Annotated in this window: 16 protein-coding genes and 1 other RNA gene; all 17 read right to left on the bottom strand. The window is 28.9% G+C overall.

Translation table 11 applies throughout. From position 1 onward, the window contains the following. Positions 1–3: 3 nt before the first annotated feature. The 17 genes from BHW04_RS02635 to BHW04_RS02555 all read right to left on the bottom strand — a co-directional run bounded on the left by BHW04_RS02635 (position 4) and on the right by BHW04_RS02555 (position 24,199). Positions 4–957, bottom strand: a complete 954-nt coding sequence (locus BHW04_RS02635; RefSeq protein WP_022168250.1) for an ABC transporter substrate-binding protein — start codon at positions 955–957, stop codon at positions 4–6. Positions 958–1,359: 402 nt separating this feature from the next. Further along, positions 1,360–7,353, bottom strand: a complete 5,994-nt coding sequence (locus tag BHW04_RS02630) for an NPCBM/NEW2 domain-containing protein (protein WP_302698778.1) — start codon at positions 7,351–7,353, stop codon at positions 1,360–1,362. Between the two features lie 223 nt (positions 7,354–7,576). Further along, positions 7,577–7,932, bottom strand: a transfer-messenger RNA (tmRNA) gene (gene ssrA, locus BHW04_RS02625). Between the two features lie 103 nt (positions 7,933–8,035). After that, the gene (locus tag BHW04_RS02620; protein ID WP_302698777.1) at positions 8,036–9,310 is read right to left on the bottom strand and encodes an HD-GYP domain-containing protein; all 1,275 of its coding nucleotides are present in this window, start codon (positions 9,308–9,310) and stop codon (positions 8,036–8,038) included. A gap of 224 nt (positions 9,311–9,534) precedes the next feature. Beyond that, positions 9,535–9,678 carry a hypothetical protein gene (locus BHW04_RS02615; RefSeq protein ID WP_302632183.1) on the bottom strand — a complete coding sequence of 48 codons (144 nt, stop codon included), beginning with the start codon at positions 9,676–9,678 and terminating at the stop codon, positions 9,535–9,537. A gap of 254 nt (positions 9,679–9,932) precedes the next feature. Beyond that, positions 9,933–10,931 (bottom strand): LacI family DNA-binding transcriptional regulator, encoded by a 999-nt coding sequence (locus BHW04_RS02610; protein WP_302698775.1) that lies wholly within the window; start codon positions 10,929–10,931, stop codon positions 9,933–9,935. Positions 10,932–11,110: 179 nt separating this feature from the next. Continuing rightward, a complete protein-coding gene (locus BHW04_RS02605; protein ID WP_022168156.1) occupies positions 11,111–11,695 on the bottom strand; it encodes a hypothetical protein in 585 nt (194 codons plus the stop codon). 135 nt (positions 11,696–11,830) lie between these two features. Continuing rightward, complete coding sequence (gene smpB / locus BHW04_RS02600; protein WP_302698772.1) at positions 11,831–12,298, bottom strand: SsrA-binding protein SmpB; 468 nt, start codon at positions 12,296–12,298, stop codon at positions 11,831–11,833. A 145-nt stretch (positions 12,299–12,443) separates the two neighbouring features. Then, positions 12,444–14,678, bottom strand: a complete 2,235-nt coding sequence (rnr, locus tag BHW04_RS02595) for a ribonuclease R (protein WP_186835034.1) — start codon at positions 14,676–14,678, stop codon at positions 12,444–12,446. A gap of 130 nt (positions 14,679–14,808) precedes the next feature. Next, positions 14,809–15,045: a preprotein translocase subunit SecG gene (secG, locus tag BHW04_RS02590; protein ID WP_302631261.1), complete on the bottom strand. Its 237-nt coding sequence runs from the start codon at positions 15,043–15,045 to the stop codon at positions 14,809–14,811. Positions 15,046–15,198: 153 nt separating this feature from the next. Further along, positions 15,199–16,491, bottom strand: a complete 1,293-nt coding sequence (gene eno / locus BHW04_RS02585) for a phosphopyruvate hydratase (protein WP_302698769.1) — start codon at positions 16,489–16,491, stop codon at positions 15,199–15,201. A 135-nt stretch (positions 16,492–16,626) separates the two neighbouring features. After that, positions 16,627–17,211, bottom strand: a complete 585-nt coding sequence (locus BHW04_RS02580) for a hypothetical protein (RefSeq protein ID WP_022211042.1) — start codon at positions 17,209–17,211, stop codon at positions 16,627–16,629. Positions 17,212–17,278: 67 nt separating this feature from the next. Next, positions 17,279–19,288, bottom strand: a complete 2,010-nt coding sequence (locus BHW04_RS02575) for a methyl-accepting chemotaxis protein (protein ID WP_022211041.1) — start codon at positions 19,286–19,288, stop codon at positions 17,279–17,281. Positions 19,289–19,414: 126 nt separating this feature from the next. Then, positions 19,415–20,281: a DegV family protein gene (locus tag BHW04_RS02570; RefSeq protein WP_302698767.1), complete on the bottom strand. Its 867-nt coding sequence runs from the start codon at positions 20,279–20,281 to the stop codon at positions 19,415–19,417. A 142-nt stretch (positions 20,282–20,423) separates the two neighbouring features. Continuing rightward, on the bottom strand, positions 20,424–21,950 hold the full coding sequence (gpmI, locus tag BHW04_RS02565; RefSeq protein WP_302698766.1) for a 2,3-bisphosphoglycerate-independent phosphoglycerate mutase: 1,527 nt from the start codon (positions 21,948–21,950) through the stop codon (positions 20,424–20,426). Between the two features lie 272 nt (positions 21,951–22,222). Beyond that, the gene (gene tpiA / locus BHW04_RS02560; protein WP_022211038.1) at positions 22,223–22,969 is read right to left on the bottom strand and encodes a triose-phosphate isomerase; all 747 of its coding nucleotides are present in this window, start codon (positions 22,967–22,969) and stop codon (positions 22,223–22,225) included. A 51-nt stretch (positions 22,970–23,020) separates the two neighbouring features. Further along, positions 23,021–24,199 carry a phosphoglycerate kinase gene (locus BHW04_RS02555; protein ID WP_022211037.1) on the bottom strand — a complete coding sequence of 393 codons (1,179 nt, stop codon included), beginning with the start codon at positions 24,197–24,199 and terminating at the stop codon, positions 23,021–23,023. Positions 24,200–24,344: the final 145 nt, after the last annotated feature.

Genomic DNA, 24,344 nt, shown 5'->3' with positions numbered 1-24,344 from the left:
CATTTAATTATTATCTAATAGCCATTGTGACATTTCTTTAGTTAATGTATTTATTGATATAAATCCTCTATATTGTGTCCAAGGACCTCTTGCTATCGTTGTATATACATCTCCATTTTGTATAGCTTTTAATGATTTATATAATTCTGTATCTTTCCATTCTTTGTATATAGTTTTATCTATATCTTCTCTCATATATACCATTATATCTGGATTGATTTCTACCAATTGTTCTAAAGATAATGATACTTCTTTATCATTATTTTCAATTGCATTAACAAATCCTGCTTTTTCCAAAACTTGTCCTACAAATGAAGTTGAAGTATGTGCTGTGTATTCATCATTTTTAGGTGATACTGTTAATATTTTTTTATCTCCTAATTTTTCTTGTGCTTTTGCTTTAACATCTGATAATAATTTTTCTGTTTCTTCTATCTTAGTCTTTGCTTTATCTTCTTTTCCAACTATTTTTGCTATAGTTTCAAAGTTCTTTATGTATTCATCATAGCTTGATCCAATACTATCTAATACTATTGTTGGTGCTATTTTGCTTAAATCTTCATATATTTTGCTATGTCTAGTTGTATCTGCTATTATTAAATCTAAATCTAATGTACTTAGTTCTTCTAAATTTGGTTCTTTACGATTTCCAACTGATACGTATTCTATTGATTCTCCATTTGTTATATCTGTTACTTTAGTTTGCTCTCCATCGTCAGCTATAGCTACTGGATTTACTCCTAAGTTATAAAGTGAGTCTAAAAATGATAATTCTAATACTGCTACTTTTTTAGAAGTATCATTTAAAGTTGTAGTTCCTAATTTATGTTCTACTACTATTTGATTTTCACTTTTTACTTTTTCTTCATTTGTTTGTGTTCCACACCCTATAAGTGCTACACTTCCTATTATCATGCTCATTAATACTGATTTTTTTATTAATTTATTTAGTATCATATCTGATATTCCCCCTTCTTTTGTTATTGATTTATATTATTACTTGAATTGTATTATCACTTGAATTATATTATCATTTTCGCCTTATTTCGTCAATATTTTCATATTTATATTATATTTTTTATTGATAAATTATAATATAAAGTACAAAAGTGTCTTGTGCTACTTTTCAGTGAAGAAGGTCACTTTTGTTATCCACTAAACACTTGATACCCATAGTATTCCATATATAAATTTTCCATAATCATGATTTAATCTAAACCAACGACCCCAGCACCATTTGCATAAAAATGCACACCCCTTAGTAAAAATTCAACTAAGAGGTGTGCATAAACACTGAAAAAGCCTAAAAACAGTCAAAGTGTATATTAAAAATAATTAATTTTACTATTCTATATATTATTATCTATTATCAAGCATAAACATAAATTGTGATGTATAATTATCAACTTCATCTTCATATACTAAAGTAATTGTATATATATATGAGTCAAAATTTGTAGTATCTATTGTTACAACTCCATTTTCATCTACACAATCTTTTATATCTAAAGTAGTATATTCATGTGTTTTATTATGCTTCACTATTACTGATTTTGGTAATAATTTTTCACCATTTCTATTTATAACATCTAAGTTTACAATTGCTTTATTATCTTTTGAATAAATACTGCCTGGAATTAATCCACCTAAAACATTTGCTTTTAAATCTTTTAATTTTTTAAGATTTTTAAGTGGTGATAAATCTCTTATTTCATTATAGTCTATATCTAATGATTCTAAGTTTATGGCATGTTGTAACCCTTCTAAACTTTCTACTTGTGATACTTTTAGTGAAGTAAGCTTTCTCATTTGTCCAACTGTTATTTCACCTGATATTCCAAGTTCTTTTTGTATACTAGCTTTTAAAAATTCATCTTTTATTTGCACTATTTCATTTAAATTAACTTCTACTAATGAATCCATAGCTTCTTTTAATTTTTCAATAGCTTTGTCTATTGTTTCTTGATTAGCTGAACTTAAAGCTTCTTTACCAACATTTATTGCATTTTCTAATCTTTCAATAGATTCTTGAGTATAATTATTTAAATTTATATTTTCAGCTTTTGTTAAAACTTCTTCTAATTTAGCTGTATTAAATTTTGCTATATTTCTAAATCTTGCCTCTGCCCAGTCTGCATGATCCCAAGTAATACCATTAGTTGCTGAATCTACTACTAATTTAACTTCATTAGAGTTTCTAACATCTACCATTAAACGTTGTTTTGGTGAATTTGATTTCATAACATCAGTTTCTACTTTTAATTTACCATCTACATAAACCTTAAATATAACACTTGATGCACTTTGATTTGATACAAATTCATCAAGACCTACCCAAGTATCAAATATATCATATCCTGTTGAATCATATACTATTTCTGAATAAGAATGAGTTCCTATACCCTTTTTAAAAGTATCATAAGTTCCATTTTCATTTAAAAGTTTTATAGGTTGTTGTCTTACTGATTTATCTTTACCTATAGCCCCTGAACCTATTATTGCTGATTTCCATTCTAAATCAGATACATAAGTTTCTTCATCTGTAATTGCTACTTTTCTTGTAAATTCAGTTGTTAAGTTATCACTGTCTGTTACAGAATATACAACATCAAATATTCCAACTTTTCCTTTTTCATAATCTGTTTTTACATTTATTTTAGAAGTTAAGTTTCCATCTTCATAATCAGTTGCTGTTATTCCTTGAAGTAAATCTACTTCCTCATTTACATTAAATACTGCTAAATCTTTACCTTCTATTACTGGTTTTGAATAATTTTTATATAATTTAGTATCTGCCCAAGATGCAAAATCTCCTACTAAGTTTCCATCTACATCATCAGCAATTAAAGTAAGTTCTTTAACTCCTGTAACATCTAATCTTACATATTCTGCAGGAGTATTTGTTTTTATTACATCAGAAGTATAAACTTCTTTTCCATCAGCAAGTATTCTAAATCTTATTGTTGTACTTCCTAAGTTATAGTTTTTATCTGTTCCCACATATGTTGTAAAATAGTTGTAATTTCCATCTAAATTATATACTATTTTAGCATTTGTTGCAGCACCAATACCTTTATCAAAAGTTTTAACAGTTCCATCTACGTTAAGTTTAATCTTATTAGTTGAGCCAACTGCCATATCTTTAACAACACTTCTCCATCCAGTTGTAGCTGACTCCCAATTCATATCTGATAAATATTTACTTTGACCATAAACTACTATTGTTCTTTCCTTTGTAGTTATATTTGAATCACTATCAGTTACTGTGTATGTTACTTTGTATGTTCCTACTTTGTTTGATGAAAATCCACCATCATTTACTACTATATTTGAAGTTATGTTGCCATCTTCTTGATCACTTGCAACTACTCCATCCATTAAATTTAATTCAGTATTTTTCTCAATCATTGTAAATTCTTCAAATGTTAAAGTTGGGAATTTAGCTTTTATTATTTTTTCAGCGTTATCCAATTCAACTTTGAATAATTCATATGCTGGATGATTTTTAACTTCTTCTCTTAAAGTTTCTAATTTTTCTAAAGTATTATAGCTTTGTGCTACTTCTGTTTTGTTTTCATCTGTAAATAAACCAGCCATTTTATCTGCTAATTTATCTTCTTTATAAAATGCCACTTCACCAAAGCTTGCCCATTCTCCACTTGCTTTTACAAATTTAAACTTCACTCTTCTTGCATTTACTTTGCTCATATTAAATTCAACAGTATCGCTTATTGCTCCAGAATATGAGCCTTGTCCTGCTAAATAGAAATCATCTCCTGATTCACTTTCTGATACATATATTTCAAATTCAGTAGCAAAACCTTTGTTATTTCCGTCACGCCTTGATGCATATGCCATCTTGCTTATTTCTTGAACTTCACCTAAATCAAATGTTACTTCATTTTTAAATGAACTATTATTTGGAGAGTTTGTCTCCCAATGAGTATTTATTTTTCCATCTATTGCATTGCCTATTACACTGTTTCCGTAATTTCCTGCATTATTTTTTGCACATACTATAGGTAATTTAAACTCTTCGTTATATCCATCTAAATTTGAGAACTGCCCATACTTAGATTTTGTAACTGTATAATCTTCAGATACTGTAACATATATTTTTTTACTTGTTACATTGTTATCTTTATCAGTTACTTTATATACAACTTCAAATTTTCCTATTTTATCTTTTTCAAAACTATTTGATTCAATTTCAATTTTTGATGTTAAATTTCCATCTTCCACATCAATTGCTTCAACACCTTCTCTTGGATTGAAATCTTGTCCAAGTTTTAAGTTTTTATTTTCTGCTATAATTTTTGGTTTAGCATTATTTGTAGTTAATTTTGGATTAGCTATTAGTCCATGGTCTGCTGTATTTCCATTTTCAGCATCAGAAACTTCAATTACAAGCTCTTTAACACCTGATACAGGAACATTTACATAAGCCATGTTGTCATAATATCTTAAAACATCTGTAGATGCTAAAACTTTACCATCTGCTATTATTTTAAATTTGATACTTGAATTATTATTTGGTTGTATTGATGATTGATCAACTCCAAGTAATGCCTCAAATGTATCATATTCTTTATCTGATAAATCGTAAGTTATCTTACCATTAGCATGTATTCCAAAACCTTTTTCAAATGTTTTTATATTTCCATTTACTCTACCTTGTATATTAGAGTTTCTTCTTGGAGTCCCCCATGCTGTTGATACAGATTTCCACTCAAAATCTGATAAATAATCATAGTCACTTACTACTTTTACATTTAATATTTTATTAAAAGTTACATCATTATCTTCTACTATATATTTAACTTGATAGTTTCCATGCTTAGTAGTATCTACATTACTTTCAAATTTAACTTTTGATGTTATGTCACTTCCTGAGTGAGTAAATCCTTTAACATAATCCATAGCATTAAATTCTTCATTTAAATTTAATGTTATAGTTTCTTGTTGAATACTTATGCTTGGTGTTAATGAATTTATTTGTACTTTATCACCTGTTGATAAATTTTTTGCATAAGGTATTACTTCATAATTTATATTTTCATTTGTATTAGTTGCCTCTGAATCTGTATAAGTTCCAGATGTAGTAAACCCTATCACTTTTCCATTTTTCACTATTTCATAACCAAGGAAGTCATCTTTTGCTTCACTAGCAATACTCATGCTTAGTTTTATTCCAGAATTTGATTTTGATAATGAAACTTCTAAAGAAGTATCTTTGTTTTCAAATCCATTTCCTTCATAATTCATAGCACTAGTATTTAAATACCATATTTTTTGTCCTACATTTGAGTATTTCTCTTTTAATCTATTTTTACATTCATCTGATAATTTAAATCCATATTTGTCAAAATAATTACTTAAATTCATACCTATAATTTCTGATGAATATTCAGCAAATAAATCTTGCTTTTCTTGTGTAGTGCTAGGATTAGGTTTTCTCTTTCTATATAATGCTTCTAACTCTGGCCAATAAGTATTTTTCTTTATTTGTAACTGCCAGAACATTCCTAGTTTTTCAGAATAATCTAATTCTTCGTACGTTTTTAATGATTTCTCTGGTGCTAAATACTCATATAATTTATCATATTGTACTCTATCATTTAATCCATTTTTTATATAAGCATTGTTTGCCCACATATTATTAGTAACTTCGCCCCACTCTCTTGCCTTTATATCCATTTGGTGTCCGGCTTCATGAAGCATTCCCCAAAGTACACTGTTTATACTACTTTCATCAGTTCTTAATACAATTTCTTGTATATGTCTTTGAATACCTATATGATCAGTATATGCATAAGCTGCACCATAAGGTTGCATTAACCTTACTGCTGTTCTAACATTTGTAGAATCATTATCTGGATCGCTAGTATCATCTTTTAATCCAGCAAAATCAAATGCTTCTTGGAATTTCTTATTCCAAACATCTACACTTTCTTCAACATCTACGTTTTCATTTACATATACTTGATATGCTGCTTTTGCAGTTCCTGTGTATAATACTCTTTTTGTACTGAATTCATATATATCAACTGTATTTTCAGGATCTTTATCTAGCTTTTCTTTATATTCTTTTAATAATTTTAAGAATTTTTCTTTATCATCTCCTGGTTTGAATGATGGGAAGAATTCTCCACCTTCTATACGTACAACTGGGGCTTTTCCTTGTTGTTCAGGTATATATTTATTTATTAAATATACTGCTCCACCCTTTGTAGATTTCATACTCCATGAGTCACTATATATTTCAGGTACTGTTATAACATTCATACCCTTTTGTAATTGATACTCTTTTTTCCAGTAACCAAATCTACCTTCTTGCTGAGTAAATGCAATTGTTGGAAGTGGTGCCCCATCTTCTGCATCAACAAAAACTCTAAATACTTGTCCTGGTTTTGCCACTATACCTGTAGATTGTAAGTCTGTACCAAAAGTAGACATTTTTAATTGATTTCTTGCTTTTGCATGTGTATCACCATATTGTGTCAGTGTAAATGTTCTATCTGAGTAATCTTTATCACCTTTTAAAATTTCTTTTGCTAAATCTATAGAATATACTAATTGTTCTTTTAAAGGATGATTATTAAGTTCCGCTTCTAAATTATTTATTACATCTATATTGTTATATTCATCTTTTAACTTTGTCATTGTACCATCTGTAAAAATATTATTTATTATTTCAGATAGTGTATCCTTTTTATAAAGCATAAACTCTGAGGCAGATGCCCAATTTTGATTAGCTTTTTTGAATTTAAATTTTACTCTTTTAAATTCTGTTTCTTCAAATTCTATTTCTACTATATCTCTAGTAGAATCTGTATATTTTCCTTGGCTTACTAAAGTGAAATCATCTTCATTGTCTGTAAGTGAAGAGTATATTTCAAATTCTTCAGCAAAACCTTTACCTTTGGCACCATCTTGTCTTGCACCATATACTATTCTATTTAATTTCGTTACTTCATCTAGTGTAAGTATTACTTCATTTTCAAAGGTTTCACTGTTAACTTTTCCTGTTTCCCAATGAGTACTAAAGCTTCCATCAATAGCTTTATATATGTTTGATGATGAATATTGTCCTCCGTTATTAGTTATTGAAATTATTTTAGAATTATCTAATTTAAAAGCTTTATTATACTCTTCTAAATAACTACTATTAAGTAAATCAAACTTACTTACTTTAGATTGATTTAATTGTATATTTCCATTTTCTTCATTTGATATACTTCTAGATAATTTGATGTCTTCTTTTATCTCACTAGCAAAAACATCTATAGTTTGTGCTGAAAAGTTAAAAGTGGTTGCTAACATAATTAAGGCTGATAGTTTTCTTCTGTGCATATTTCTCCCCCAAAGTAATTTATTGTTTCATAAGTACACTAAGTTGATATAAAAAAAAGCTACTCTAAAGAGTTTACCTATTATTTTTACACGTCATTCTACCATTATATACATATTTGGTCAATATTTTGATAATCCAACTAAAGCTTTTCTAAGCACCTTTTCATAGCAAGGGTTTTCTTTATACAAGAAATAAGCCGTGAAAAATTTTCACGGCTTATTGTGGTGGAGGCGATGGGTGTCGAACCCATGTCCGAAAGCAGACCAGTCTGACTTTCTACGAGCATAGTTTGTGACTAAAATTTCGGTCCTCAGTTCGCTCACAAACAAACTCCTGATTCCCTAGCTTCATAAATACCCCTTTAGCTCAAAGCTTTGCTAAACTTCGTTCCCCACTTTAATGACACCAGTAATCCTATGCGTGGGCACACAGGGCTGATGAGCAGCGTTAAATTAAGCTGCTAATGCAAAATTATCTTCTGCGTTTATATTTAATGCATACTTTATTATCGAGGTGACATGCTTGCCTCGGCTCGCTTATCAAACCCATCTTACCCCCGTCGAAGCCAAAACGCCCCCATGTAGTAATATGATATGATAGCTTACTTACCATCCATATTAAGTTTTAAATCCTAATAAGTTTCTTATTAGGATTTAATTATAATTCATTTAAAATTTATTGTCAACTTTCAGTTTTATCTCTACAAAGTTCCTCATATTGATTATTTATTTCATTATATTTTCTAATTAAGTCATTATACTTAGAGTTATTTTTCTTTCTTACTTTTTCACATATCTCTACAAGATAATCATAGTTCTCTATAACTTTATTTACTATATTTTTATCAATTTTATTATCATCTGCCATAGCTTTTAATATATCAAGAGTTTTATCTTTAGAAAACTTTTCTTTATAAGGCCTCTTTTCCATTAATGCACTTGAAATATCAGCTACTGCCAATATCTTAGCTTCCATAGGTATTTCTTCATCTTTAAGCCCATATGGATACCCAGTTCCATCTAACTTTTCATGATGCATCTCTGCTATTCTTCCTACATATTCCAATCCAAGTTCCTTTAAAATCATACCTGTATATATAACATGTTCTTTCATTATTTCCATTTCTTCATAAGTTAATTTATCTGACTTTTCTAATATTTCTATAGGAGTAAATAACTTCCCTAAATCATGACAAAAAGCTGAAAGTAAAATAGTATCCATATCTTCTCTTACTATTCCTAAAAGCTTATATAAATTATACGTAATTACTTCTACAGTTATAGAGTGTTCTAATGTACCTCTACTTCTAAAATTATTACATTGTATTATCATCTTGATAAACTGCTCTAACTCTTCTTTTGATATTTCTATAGTGTCTAAATAATTATAAAGTTCACTCAAATATTCTCCACTGCTTATCTTCTTATATAAAATATCATCTTCATTTATTTTTGAAAAAATATTACAAACTTCTATAGTAAACTCTTCATCAATATGGCTTAATAATTTTCCCATGTTTAAACTAAGCCCGTTTATATATATATTATCAATATCATTTAATATATTAAACAAAATAGCTATTTCTTTATATCTAATACTTATTAAAGAATATTTATCATACGGAAGATGATGATATAAACATATCTCAGCCATATCTGTAGAATAAACAGTGTAATTTTCTAAAAATATATATCCGAATACTGAATGATTACTCAAATCTGCTGTTACAGATTTATCATGTTTAAATTTTTCTTCTAATTTACAAGCGCCAATATCATGTAAAATGGCTATTTGCACCATTTGATTTATTTCATCTTCACTGTATTTGCCTTGTTCTTGTAAATATTTTAATAATATGTATGCAACTCTGTGACCGTGTAGAAATAATTCTTCATCTGTTCCATTAAGAATATAAATAAATAATCTTAGTACATTTCCTAGAACATACTTTTTCATTCTTCTACTCCACCTTTTCCCCTCTTATATAATTCCATAACACTCATTATAAATCAATCTCTCATATTATAATTTTTCGTCTACAAATACTATTTTCTTTAACAACAGTATCAAAGATTAACAGATAATTTTTATAAAAAAAGTGATAAAAGCTATACAAACCTAACAACTTCTATCACTTCATAATTTATATTATATTAATATTTATTGTTTTTGACACTATTTTACGCTTCTTCTTTAATTCCCATAATAAAAGTAGCAATAAAAGAAACTGCTCCTGCAATAACTAATCCTATACAGTAATTTAGCATCGTATCACTAGTTGTAATAGCTATAGCTGGTAAAGCTGTAACTCCAACTGCTGTCATTTGAACTTTAGTAGCTACTACATAAGCTCCAGCTGCTGCTCCACCAATGGCAGCTCCAATTAAATCCTGTTGTTGCTATAAGTCCTAATTCTATAGCATGGAAGCTGTGGTGTATACCTGATTAAATATTTACCAGTGTAAACTGGCAATACCTCACTTTGTAAAACCTTTTCATAAGTTTCAAAATAAATTTGCAATACAAGGTATCGTTCCCATATTTTCAAATATAAAATTTACATCTTACTATTATTTCATTATGCACTATTTCTTTCTATAAGTATATATGAAAGCTTAATATTTTTTTTAACAGTTTTTGATATTTTTATCCCACTCTTTAATAATTCCAACATTATTTCTGCACTCTTTCTACCTGATGTCTTGTAATGATAGTGAATTGTAGTTAATTTTGGTGAAACAACTTCTGAAATCCTAGTATCTCCAATACTCACCACTGCTACATCCTTTGGTATATTTAAACCTTTATCTTTCAAACAATCTATGGCAGCTATAGCTAGATTATCCGTAACTGCAAAAATCGCTGTTGGTGTATTCTTTTTATTTATAAGATCATTAGCTAATTTATAACCACTTTCATAAGAGAAATCTCCCACTTTTAAATTTTCTATATCCATCTCTATATTATTTTCTTTTAAAGCTGCTATATATCCATTTTCTCTCTCAAGACCAACAGATCTATCTTCTTCATAAACCCCTATGAAACCAATATTCTTATGACCTTTTCCTATAAGATACTCTGTCATATATTTTGCAGCATTAAAATCATCATGATATACACAAGGATAGTTATCCATATACTGTGCCACCACAACTATTGGCACATTTAACTTATCCATAATCTTCTTATGTTTTGGAGTTATTTTAGTTCCCATGAATATTACGCCATCTACTTGATTATTTTTAAAAATATTTAAATATTCAAATTCTTTTTCCACTGAAAGGTTAGTGTTAGCTATCAGTACATCATAATTATTTTCCGATAACACTTCTGTGATTCCTTGTACAACTCTTGGTGCTGTTTCTGTAGATATCTTTGGCACTATTACTCCAATAAGGTTTGTCTTACCAGTCCTTAATGATTTAGCATAACTTTGTGGCATAAAACCAGTCTCATCAATTACCTTCTTTATTTTTTCCCTGGATTCTGCTCCAACATAGCCATTATTTAAGTATCTTGAAACTGTAGATTTTGATACACCTGCTAATTTGGCTATATCAATTATATTTAATGTCATTTCTTATCCCTCACTTTATATATCAGCAGGATATATTCTAATCCTATCTATCTCCTACACTTATCCATTATTACTATTATAGTATATATTACTATAAATATATACTTATTTTTATAGTAATATATACTATATGGTATTATACTCAAAACACTAAATAGCCTATATAAAAAATATAAAAACTAATCATCTACATTATTTGTATCACCTGTACTATTCTCCCGATATAATGCAGTAGTTCCTATCAAATTAAAAATATATGCTATTTCTTCTAATACAGCTCCAATAAATATTTCTTTATTTGCACTTTTAGTAACTAAAAAATCTTCAGTATCTAAATTATGTGGTAATCTTTGATACTTCGTCCAATAAATCGGTGTTAATATAGTTTGTCCAAATAATTCTAATTGAGCTGCTAATACTGCTGTAGCATCAACATTAATTCCCATATCTTCAAATTCATCTGCAACTTCATTAATTAGCTCACTTTCTTCTTTATCACCATATTGGCCAGCTTGAAAAATTTCATTTCTCCTTTTAATTCTAAATTGTAATATATTTATCCCTTGAACTGAAGCTGTATATTCTAATAAATATCCTAATACTAAAATTAATTGAGCTTTCCATTGGGTCTGCAATAATTCTATATCTTGCAAATCTTGTAATGTATAATTATTATATTTATTAATTGTTTCTTCAGAATAACCAGTTTCATTTCTTCCAGCATTTTTGTCTTTTTTATATTTATTATGGGATATATGACACACCCCCTATTCTCGTAAAGTGAAATAAGTATCTTAGCTAGTCCTATATTTTATAATATACCTAGCTTCATTTTTGGTGATTTTATGATAAAAAAAACAGATGTACCTAAAATTTTTCTAATACATCTGTTTTTATAATTATCTATTTCTCTCTTTAAGTGCTCTTTCCATATCTCTCTTATGGGCTTTTTCTAACATAGAATCTCTCTTATCATAATTCTTTTTACCTCTACATAATCCTAAAGCCACCTTAACTTTTCCCTCTTTTAAGTATACAGATAAAGGAATTAGCGTATATCCTTCTCTTGCTATTAATCCATTGAATCTAGCTATCTGCTCTTTATGCAAAAGTAACTTTCTTTCTCTTAATGGATCAACATTAAATATATTTCCTTGTTCGTAAGGACTAATATGCATGTTGTAAATAAAAACTTCACAATTTCTTACATCTGCATAACAATCCTTTAAATTGCATTTACCAGCTCTAATAGATTTTACTTCAGTTCCAACTAAAGCTATCCCTGCTTCTATAGTCTCCTCTACAAAATAGTCATGACGAGCCTTTCTATTTTCAGCTAAATTGTTTTTGTTTTTAACCCTTGCCACTTTTTCCACCCACTTTATTTATTACGTACTTTTTCTTTTATTATAACAAAATAATAAACATTTGAAACTAAAATTAACGCAGTGCTTATTAACTTGTAGTTTAATTAGCGTAGCGTTTAACTGCAAATAACTTCTATATAATTATTTACATACCTTCATCTTCCTCTTTTTGACCTTCTTCTTTTGGTCCAAACTCTTTCTTGATTTCAGCAATTATTGAAGCCGTTCTTTTACTTGGAACTATTTCTTCTTTTTCTCCTTCATTCTTAACTATATCAAAGAATATTTCTCTGTTATCAATATCTACTCTGCTACATCTTACTTTTACCGCATCACCTAATCTATAGATATTCTTAGTTCTTTCACCAATAAGCATTAAATGTGCTTCATCATATACATAATAATCATCATCTAAATCTGTAATATGAACTAATCCTTCAATGGTGTTTGATAATTCCACAAAAATACCAAATGAAGTTACAGATGAAATTATTCCATCATATTCTTCTCCAATTCTATCCATCATATATTCAGCTTTCTTTAAATCATCAACTTCTCTTTCAGCATCTTCTGCTAACCTTTCCATTTCAGATGATTGTTTTGCTGCTTCATCTACAATAACTGCAAGTCTTTCTCTTCTTTTATCATTTATCTTACCATTTAGATTTTCCTTAATTATTCTATGAATTTGTAAATCAGGATATCTTCTTATAGGAGAAGTAAAATGACAATAGTATTGTGCTGCTAAACCAAAGTGTCCTGCACATTCTGGTGAATATCTAGCTTGCATCATACTTCTAAGTAAAAGTGTACTTACCACTGTTTCTTCTGGTTTACCTTGAACCTTTTCTAAGATTTCTTGGAGAGCTCTTGGATGTATCTCTTGTGAAGATTTAATTGTATATCCTAAGTTATAAATAAAATCTCTAAATCTTTGAAGCTTTTCATCATCTGGCTCTTCATGTACTCTATAAACGAACGGTAAATTCTGCCAATACATATTTTCAGCAATAGTTTCATTACATACAAGCATAAACTCTTCTATTATTCTATTAGCTATTGCTCTTTCATATGGTTTTATATCAATTGGACGTCCAAGCTCATTAAGCACTATCTTTGATTCCTCAAAATCAAAGTCAATTGCTCCTCTTTTTCTTCTCTTTTCTCTTAAAATTAAGCACAACTCTTCCATAGTCTTAAAGTCTTCTATTAAATAATCATATTTATTTAATAGCTCTTCATCAGCTTTGCCTTCTAATATTTTAGTTACATCAGTATAAGTCATTCTTTCGTTTGTTTTAATTACTGTTTCATCAATTTCATGAGCTAGAACTTTACCCTTATGGTCTATTTCCATAAAACAACTTAATGTAAGTCTATCTACATTTGGATTTAATGAACATATACCATTTGATAATTTTTTAGGAAGCATTGGAATAACTCTATCTATTAAGTATACAGAAGTTGCTCTTTTTAAAGCTTCTTTATCTAGTGGATTTTTTTCTCTAACATAATGTGAAACATCAGCAATATGCACCCCTAATCTATAATTGCCATTAGCCAATCTTTCGATAGATACAGCATCATCTAAATCCTTGGCATCCTCTCCATCAATAGTGACCATTCTTAAATCTCTTATATCTCTTCTTCTAGCAATTTCAGCTGGATCTATTTCTTCTGATATTCCTTCAGCATATTTTAAAACCTTTTCTGGGAATTCTTCTGGAAGTCCGTGCTTTTTGATTATTGTTAATATATCAAGACCCTTTTCACCCTTTTTACCTAATACTTCAGTTATTACTCCCTCTGGACTTCTTCTCTTATCTGCCCATTTAACAACTTTGACTATTACCACATCTCCATGTTTTGCTCCATTGCTATCTTTTTTAGAAACAAATATATCTTGTGTAAGTCTTGTATCTTCTGGTACTACAAATCCAAAGTTTCTACTTTCCTCGTAAACTCCAATAACTTTTGTATTTGCTCTTTCTAGTATTTCAGCAACTTCTCCTTCTCTTTTCTTGCCATTTAAATCATCTCTCGTAATTTGAACTAATATTCTATCACCATTCATGGCACCATTCATACATGAACTTGGTATAAATACATCATTTTCACCTTCATTTTCAGGAATTAAGAACCCAAATCCCTTTTTGTGTACCTGTAATTTTCCTGTTATTAATCCCATTCTCTCTGGAACTGCAAATTTATCCTTCTTAGTTCTTACGATAAGTCCTTCCTTTTCCATTATCTTTAAAGTCCATTTAAAATCTGTATATTCATTCTTGCTTATATCAAAAACAGCTACAAGCTCTTGAATATCCATTGGCCTGTAAGCTTCTTCTCTCATGAAGCTTAACAATGTTTCTTTTATTCCCATATAAATTTATTCCTCCATTTTTATATCTATATTTTATTCATATAAACTTATATTCTTTAATATATTTTATCCTACTTTAATTATTAACAATAAAATAGACCACTATACTTTATAGCGATCTATGTATAATCTATTTAACTACGTTTAAAGCTATTGTATTAATAGCAAATAATAACATTGAAATCATTGTAACCTTTGCTAATAATGCTTCTTTTGTTCTTCCTTTATTTTTAGCAAAGAAAGTTTCATTTTTACTTCCTTGAATAAGTCCGCTTAAAGCATCAGCTTTACTTTTTTGCATTAATATTGATACTACAACAATTAATCCTACTACAATTTCAATTGCAAATAAAATTTTAGTTAACATGGTGCACCTCCCATATGTAATTCCTCTTAATTATGTGGTTTAATCATACCATAATAAGTTATAAATTACAAGCAAGCTACATATTCTGTCATTTATTTTCTTTACTTTTCATAACTTAAAAGGCATTTCTTAAAATTGAAATGCCTTTTTAAATTACTTCAAATTAAAAAATGCCTTTTTACCTCTATATTCAGCAACATCATCCAATTCTTCTTCTATTCTTATTAATTGATTATATTTTGCTACTCTTTCAGATCTAGCAGGGGCACCAGTCTTTATTTGTCCAGCATTTACTGCCACAACAAGGTCTGCTATAGTTGTATCTTCAGTTTCACCACTTCTATGAGAAATAACTGCTGTATAACCAGCTCTATTTGCCATTTCTATAGCATTTAATGTTTCTGTAAGAGTTCCTATTTGATTTAATTTAATAAGTATTGAATTAGCAACTCCTCTATATATTCCATCACTTAATCTATCTGTATTAGTAACAAATAAATCATCGCCTACTAATTGAACTCTATCGCCTAATCTCTCAGTTAGTAACTTCCAACCTTCCCAATCTTCTTCTGCCATACCATCTTCAATTGAAATTATTGGATATTTATTAACCCACTCTTCAAAGAAATCTACCATTTCAGTGGCACTTAAAGTCTTGCCTTCATTTTCTAATACATATTTACCATCTTTATAATATTCAGATGAAGCTGCATCTATAGCAATAAAGATTTCCTTTCCTGGTTCATATCCTGCTTTAGTAATAGCTTCTAAAATAACATCAATTGCTTCTGCATTTGATTTTAAGTTAGGTGCAAAACCGCCTTCATCTCCTACACCTGTTGAATATCCTTTATCATTTAATGTTTTCTTTAAAGAATGATAAATCTCTCCACAAGCTTGAACTGCCTTATCAAATGAATCAAATCCTACTGGCATTATCATAAACTCTTGTAAATCTACAGAATTATCTGCATGTGAACCACCATTTATTATATTCATCATAGGTACTGGAAGAACTTTAGCATTAACTCCTCCTACATATTGATATAGTGGTATTCCTAAATAATTTGCTGCTGCATGTGCCACTGCTAAGGAAACTCCCAGGATAGCATTAGCTCCTAATTTCCCCTTATTGCTAGTTCCATCAAGTTCTATTAATATTTTATCAATATAAGTTTGATCAAATACGTTACATCCTATTAATTCTTCGCTAATAGTATCATTAACATTTTCTACTGCCTTTAAAACACCTTTTCCCATGAAGTAGTCTTTGTTCCCATCTCTTAATTCTACTGCTTCATAAATACCTGTAGATGCTCCTGAAGGAACTGCCGCTCTGCCCATAGTTCCGTCTTCAAGATAAACTTCTACTTCTACAGTTGGAAAACACCTTGAATCTAATACCTGCCTAGCAACTACATCTACTATTTCAACATAATTTTTCATGAATATTTCCTCCTTTATGTAAAAAATAATAATCACTTTAAACTACTTCATTATTTTTTTCATAAATATAAAATAATATTCATAAATTTATCAGCATGAAAAATGGACTGTTCTTTTAACAAACAGTCCATCTCTTTATTCTTCTTCATTGCAGTACTCTTCAAATTTCATTTCCCACTTCTTTGCACTTTCATAATCAATTTCTCGCATATACTTTAAAAATATATCTAAATAATCTATTCCTTTTAACCCCTTCATTAAATGCCTTGGAAATGAAACTTTTCTTGTATAACATTGCTTTGGGTCTATTACTTTTAAATTTTCATTTTCATCAACATATATATCTCTACACCTTGCATCTAACTTAGAAAACTTTAATCTTTTCATTTCATTGATAAGTTTATATAAATTCATCACAAGTTTTTTAGACATTCCATTTTCCTTAATATAGTGATCAAGTCTCTTTCCTTTAACCTTTTCTCTAAGTATATAATATCTATCACACCTAAAAATTCTTGGAAAATATTTAGACCTTTTTACTTTATATAATATTTTAGCTTCTTCCCTGCATATATCTTTATTAGTAAATATCTTAACAGCTTTATTTTCAGGAAGTTCATAAACTATTCCATTATGACCTTCCCCTAAAAATTTTGCTTCTCTAAAAAGTTTTTCTAATTCTTTATCAAAATTAGCTGAGTATGCATATGTCCTAACCATTATACCTACCTAAAACGAAATACTTACTTACATTATACTATTCCTATCTACTATTTATATTTACTTTTTATTCTCTAGTTTTATACTTAGATACATTTTCATCAATGATATTACTTATCTCATTTATTTCATAAACTACATTTTTAACTTCTTCAATAGATTCTGTTTGATTTTGTATTATAGCATTAATTTCTTCTATATATGCTGATTGCTCTTCTGTTATTTGTGCAGTATTATCAACATTAGTCATGACTTCTTTTTGGTTTTCATTTACCTTTTTAATTTCATTACCTACTTTATATATTTCAGATATAAGATTTTCAGAAGTTTTTACAATTTGCTCATATTCACCCATAGTTTTATTAATTTGTTCATCTGAATTTTTAGCAATTGTTAAAGTTTCTGTTACCTCTCCTCTAACATTAGATACTAATAATGATATTTCTTTTATTATTTCTTGTATTTCATTCACTGATTCCGATGATTGATTAGCAAGTTCTCTTACTTGATCTGCTACAACAGAAAACCCTTTGCCTTGTTCTCCAGCTCTTGCTGCTTCTATTGCTGCATTTAATGCTAAAAGATTTGTCTGTTCAGCAATTCCCCTTATTGTATTTGTAATATTATTTATTGAATTAAATTTTTCTGATAAGTTTACAATCCCTTCATTTAAATTTTCTGCACTATTTAAATTAGCCAGTATATTTTCCTTGATATTATTAATAAGCTCAATAGATTCAGAATTTTTACTTTTAACTAAATCACTCATATTTAATAATTCTTTAGACATACCTTCAATATTAACAATTCCATCAGCTAGGTTATTTAATTCATCAACCATATTAATCATATCTTTAGCTTGTTCATTAATTCCTTCAGTTATATTTTCAATACCACTCTTTATTTCACCTGCTGATTCTGATATCTTATCCATTTCAATTTTACATTCACTATTCTTTTCATTAGTTTCTTTAACTATCTCTTTAAGATTATTTATAAATATACTTTGCTTCTCATTAATAGTATTAAAACTATTAATTAAATCTCCTATTTCACTTCTTGAAGTATTTTTAATAACTCCACTAAAATTACCTTCTGACAGTAGTGCTGCTTCTTTTTGCAATCTTTTTATAGGATTAACTATTAAAGTCAAGCCAAAATATCCAATAATTATAGTTATTATTACTGAAACTACAAAAATACTTATTGAAGTTTTTAAAAGAATATTAATACTATTTAAATGTTGGCTTTCTGGAATAGCAATAACATATATCCAATCCATTCCTTCTATAGTATTATAAGCAAAATATTTTTTAACATTATCGTAATCTACAGATTTCACAATACCTGAATCATTCTTTTTTATATCATTTACAAAATTCATTAAACTTCCTGAATTTATAGATGATAATTCTTTTTTACCTGTCATAAATTCTTCATTTTTATGTGTAATTATTATTCCATTTTTATCCACTATAAATGAATAGTCCTTTTCTCCCATAGACTTTTTACTTATTATTTCTTGTAAATTATATATATTTATATCACTAGCCAATACTCCAAGTATTTCTTCTGTATTTTCTGAATTTTTTATAGGTACTGAAATAGTTATTATAATATTTCCTGTTGCAGAGTCTACATATGGATTTCCTATTACTGTATCTTTTTTGTCAAATGCACTTTTATACCATTCTGTTTCTAATGTATTATAATCAGAATCAGGTATCCAATCATCACTCCCAATATATGTACCATTAACTAAAGACATATAAAATGTTAAACCTTTTTCATCTCCTTGTTTTTTTAAATAATTTTTTATAAAAGAATTTTCAAAATTATTCACAACAGAAATAGTTCTAGACATTTCCTCTAATACTCCTATTTCTTCATTTAACCACTCCTTTACCTCATCTGAATATTGCTTAGATGTAAGCTTGGCCTTATCCTCAACTTCTTTAGATACACTTTTCTTTACTGTTATATAATTAAGTAATGTTGATGTAAATAAAATTATAGCAACTAACATAACTATTATAAAAGTAATAATAAATCTTAAACTTATTGTCTTCTTTTTCATTTAAACTCTCCTATAAATTAAGTAACTTCTCTTCTTATTATCGGTGAGTAACTATTTTTATTTATAAAAAAAATATTAATTTAACAAAAACATAATTAATTTTGCTAAATTAATATTTAAATTCACTTATCTTTCATTACCCCAAAATATAGTTGCAATAGTTCCTGGTCCTCCATGACTTCCTATAACAGTTCCTATATATTGTATTTTTATTTCTTTAAAATTTAATTCCTGTAAAATTATATCTTTTAATACTTGAGCTTCTTCTAACGCATCACCATGCATTATATATAATGTTTCACTTTCGATATTTACAGCTTTTTCTTTAACAACTGTAGCTAAATATTTTAGTGCTTTCTTTTTTCCTTTTATTTTCTCTGTAGCTTCAACAGCTCCATTATTATCTATTTTAAGTATAGGTTTTATATTTAATAACGATCCTACCGCTGCTGTAGATGCCGATATTCTTCCCCCTCTTTTTAAATGTTTTAAATCATCTACTAATATAGAATGAATGACTTTATTTTTATTTTCTTCAATCCATGTTGTAATATATTCTAAATCCTTACCTTCCTCTATCATATCGCAAGATTTTTTTACTAACATTCCAACACCCATACTTACTGATAAACTATCAACTACAGATATTTTCGCATTAGGATTTTCTTCTAATATATTATTTCTAGCCATATTTGCACTATTAAAAGTTCCACTTAAAGCAGAAGATAAACCTACATATAATATTTCATATCCTTCATTTAATAACTCTCTAAACTTTTCTTCAAAAGTATAAATATTTATTTGTGAAGTACTAGGCATACTACCTTCCCTTAATTTATCATAAAATTCTCTATATCCTAAACTCTTGCCTAAATCATCTTCTATATTTTCACCATCTAAATTTAATAATAATGGAACAAACTCTATGTTATTTTTTTTTACAAAATCAATACCTAAATCACAAGATGAATCTGTTACTATCTTAATAGTCATAATACCCTCCTAAAACATTAGATTGTTTCTTTAATATTATTATATCAATTTTAGTTCTATTGTCAAATATTTTGATTATCAAAGTTTGTCGAAATATAAAAGAGTAAGGTGTTTATTAAAATATCTTACTCTTTTATTATTGTTATTTAGAAATTATTAAATTTTCTCCTGTCATTTCAACTGGAGCTTCTAATCCCATTACATTTAACATAGTTGGAGCTATATCAGCTAATTTACCATTCTTTAAAGTTTTACCTTCAGTATGATTTGAAACCCATATAAATGGTACTGGATCAGTAGTATGCGCTGTAAATGGCTTACCATTTGAATAATCAATCATAACTTCAGCATTACCATGGTCAGCTGTTATAAATACAGTACCATCTAATTCTAATACTTTATCTACAACTTTTCCTAAACATACATCCACTGCTTCAATAGCTTTTTTAGCAGCTTCTAAAACTCCTGTGTGTCCAACCATATCTGGATTTGCAAAGTTTAAGATAACCATATCATATTTCCCTGAATCTAATCTTGCTATTAATTCTTCAGTAACTTCTGGTGCACTCATTTCAGGTTTTAAATCATAAGTAGCAACCTTTGGAGAAGCAATTAACGCTCTATCTTCACCTTCATTTTCTTTTTCAACACCACCGTTGAAGAAGAATGTTACGTGAGCATATTTTTCAGTTTCAGCAATTCTTAATTGATTTAATCCCTTGCTTGCAACATATTCCCCTAAAGTATTAGTAATTGTTTGTGGGCTATAAGCAACTTCAACACCTTCTAATGTCTTATCATATTGAGTCATAGTAACAAATACTAAATTTAAAGTTTCTCTCTTAAACCCATCAAATACCTTATCATTAATAGCTCTAGTTATTTCTCTAGCTCTATCTGGTCTAAAGTTGAAGAATACTACTGAATCTCCATTCTTAATTTTACCATTTTCGTTTACTACACATGGTAATACAAACTCATCTGATTTATTGTCATGGTAAGATGCTTCTAAAGCTTCCACAGCGCTAGTTGCTTTTTCACCTTTTCCTAGAACCATAGCATTATATGCAAGTTCAACTCTTTCCCATCTATTATCTCTATCCATAGCATAGTATCTTCCAGATAAAGTAGCTATTTGTCCTACACCTATTTCAGCCATATAGCTTTCTAAATCTTTAACAAATTCAATTCCTGAACCTGGAGCAACATCTCTACCATCCATGAAACAATGAACATATACATTTTGAACTTCTTGTTCTTTAGCTAATCTTAATAAACCTTTTAAATGATCGATGTGAGAGTGAACTCCACCATCAGATAATAATCCCATTAAGTGTAAAGCTGCATTATTCTTTTTAGCATTACTCATTGCATATAAAAGTGATTCATTTTTAAAGAATCCACCATCTTGAATTTCTTTAGTAATTCTAGTTAATTCTTGGTATATAATTCTTCCTGCACCTATATTTAAGTGTCCAACTTCTGAGTTGCCCATTTGTCCATCAGGTAAACCAACTGCCATTCCACTTGCTTGTAATTCACTATGTGGATATTTAGCAACTAATTTATCAAAATTTTCTTTTTTTGCTGCTTCAACAGCATTTCCATCGCCTTTTGGAGCTATTCCAAATCCGTCTAATATCATTAACATTACTGGTTTCTTAGCCATAATTCCCTCCAAATATCGTAAATCATTTTTTATACAATAAAACAAATTATTGTAAAGTTCATCAATTAATGCTTTAAATAAATTAAAGATAATAAATTTATCTATATTTATTATCTTTAATTTAATTCATAATTATTATACTATAATTATATGTGTATAACAATAAAATAACTATTTTTGTAAATGTTTATCTATGAATTAATAATTTTTATCTTTTTCTTAATTTACACTAATATACAAAAGGAAGCCCTAAGGCTTCCTTAACTTTATAATTAGTAGTTAACTATTTGTGCAAAATCAGCAGCAACTAAGCTAGCTCCACCAACTAAAGCACCATCTATGTCAGACATAGCCATTTGAGCTTTGATTGTTCCTGGCTTAACTGATCCACCGTATTGGATTCTTATCTTGTCAGCAACTTCTTTTCCAAACATTTCAGCTAAAATATTTCTGATAGCCATAATTGTTTCGTTAGCTTGTTCATCAGTAGCAGTTTTACCTGTTCCTATAGCCCAGATTGGTTCGTAAGCTACAACAACCTTTTCTGCTAATTCTGGTGCTAAACCTTCTAAATCAGCTTTTATTTGAGCTCCAACAACTTCGTTAGTTGTTCCATTTTCTCTTTCTTCTAAAGTTTCTCCACAGCAAAGGATTGGAGTTAAGTTATGAGCAAATGCAGCTTTAACTTTTTTGTTTAAGGCTTCATCAGTTTCGTTAAAGTATTCTCTTCTTTCACTGTGTCCTAAAACAACATAGCTAACTCCCATAGCTTCAAGCATTCCTGGAGCTATTTCCCCTGTGAAAGCTCCTTTTTCTTCAAAGTGCATATTTTGTGCAGCAACTTTAATGTTTGACCCTTCAACAGCTTTTAATACTGCATCTAAGCATACAAAAGTAGGACAAACTACTACATCACAAGTAGCATCCTTTACTAATGGTTTTAATTCATTTACTAATTTAACAGCTTCTTCTGGAGTATAGTGCATTTTCCAGTTTCCAGCGATGATTGCTTTTCTCATTATTTTCACCTCATATATAAATTATCAATTATTAATTATTAATTTAAATAATTATTTATCATTTAAAGCAGCGATTCCTGGTAAAGTTTTACCTTCTAAGAATTCAAGTGAAGCTCCACCACCTGTAGAAATGTGAGTCATCTTATCTCCAAATCCTAAGATGTTAACAGCAGCAGCTGAGTCTCCTCCACCGATAACTGTTGTAGCATCTGCATCTGCCATAGCTTTAGCAACTGCAATTGTTCCTTTATTGTAGTTTTCAAATTCGAATACTCCCATTGGTCCGTTCCATATAACTGTCTTAGCATCTTTTACTGCATCAGCATATAAAGCTTCTGTCTTAGGTCCAATATCTAATCCCATGAATCCAGCTGGTATGTTTTGATCTTCTGTTACAGTAGCTTCAACATCTTTAAATTCAGATGCTATTCTATGATCTACTGGTAATAAGAATCTAACTCCATTAGCTTCAGCTTTAGCTATCATTTCTTTAGCATAATCTAATCTATCATCTTCACATAAAGAAGTTCCTATTTCATATCCTTGAGCTTTTAAGAATGTATAAGCCATTCCTCCACCAATGATTATTGTATCAACTTTTTCTAAAAGGTTGTTGATAACAGCAATCTTATCAGAAACTTTAGATCCACCTAATATAGCTACGAATGGTCTAACTGGATTGTTTACAGCTTCTCCTAAGAACTTTAATTCTTTTTGGATTAAGTATCCACATACAGCTGTATCAACGTAGTTAGTTACTCCTACAGTTGATGAGTGAGCTCTGTGAGCTGTTCCAAATGCATCGTTAACATAAATGTCACATAAAGAAGCTAATTCCTTAGATAATTCTTCTCCGTTCTTAGTTTCTTCTTTTCTGCATCTAGTGTTTTCTAATAATACAACATCTCCGTCTTTCATATCAGCAACAGCTTTTCTAGCGTTTTCTCCAACAACTTCTTCGTCTCTAGCGAAAACAACTTCTTTACCTAACATTTCGCTTAATCTTACAGCAACTGGTGCTAAGCTCTTAGATGCATCTTTTCCTAAGTGTGAGCAAAGTATAACTTTAGCTCCATTTTCAATTAAGTATTTGATTGTTGGAAGAGCTCCTACTAATCTATTTTCATCAGTTATAACTCCATCTTTTAATGGTACGTTAAAGTCACATCTTACTAAAACTCTTTTACCTTTAACTTGAACATCTTCAATTGTCTTTTTATTAAAGCTCATTCTTTTCACCTCATAAATTTTTATAGTTTTATCTATAATTTTAAAATAGGCCCGGTCTTATAAGTATGCCTTAGAGACCGGACCCTGTTTAGGATCTTATAAGAGTGCTTTTATAAGCATCTAAATCCATATATAATTATCTATT

Source organism: Clostridium sp. 29_15, assembly GCF_001916075.1.
GTDB lineage: Bacteria > Bacillota > Clostridia > Clostridiales > Clostridiaceae > Clostridium > Clostridium lentum.
Note: the sequence above shows the minus strand (reverse complement) of the source record. Positions and strands in the feature narration are given on the sequence as shown.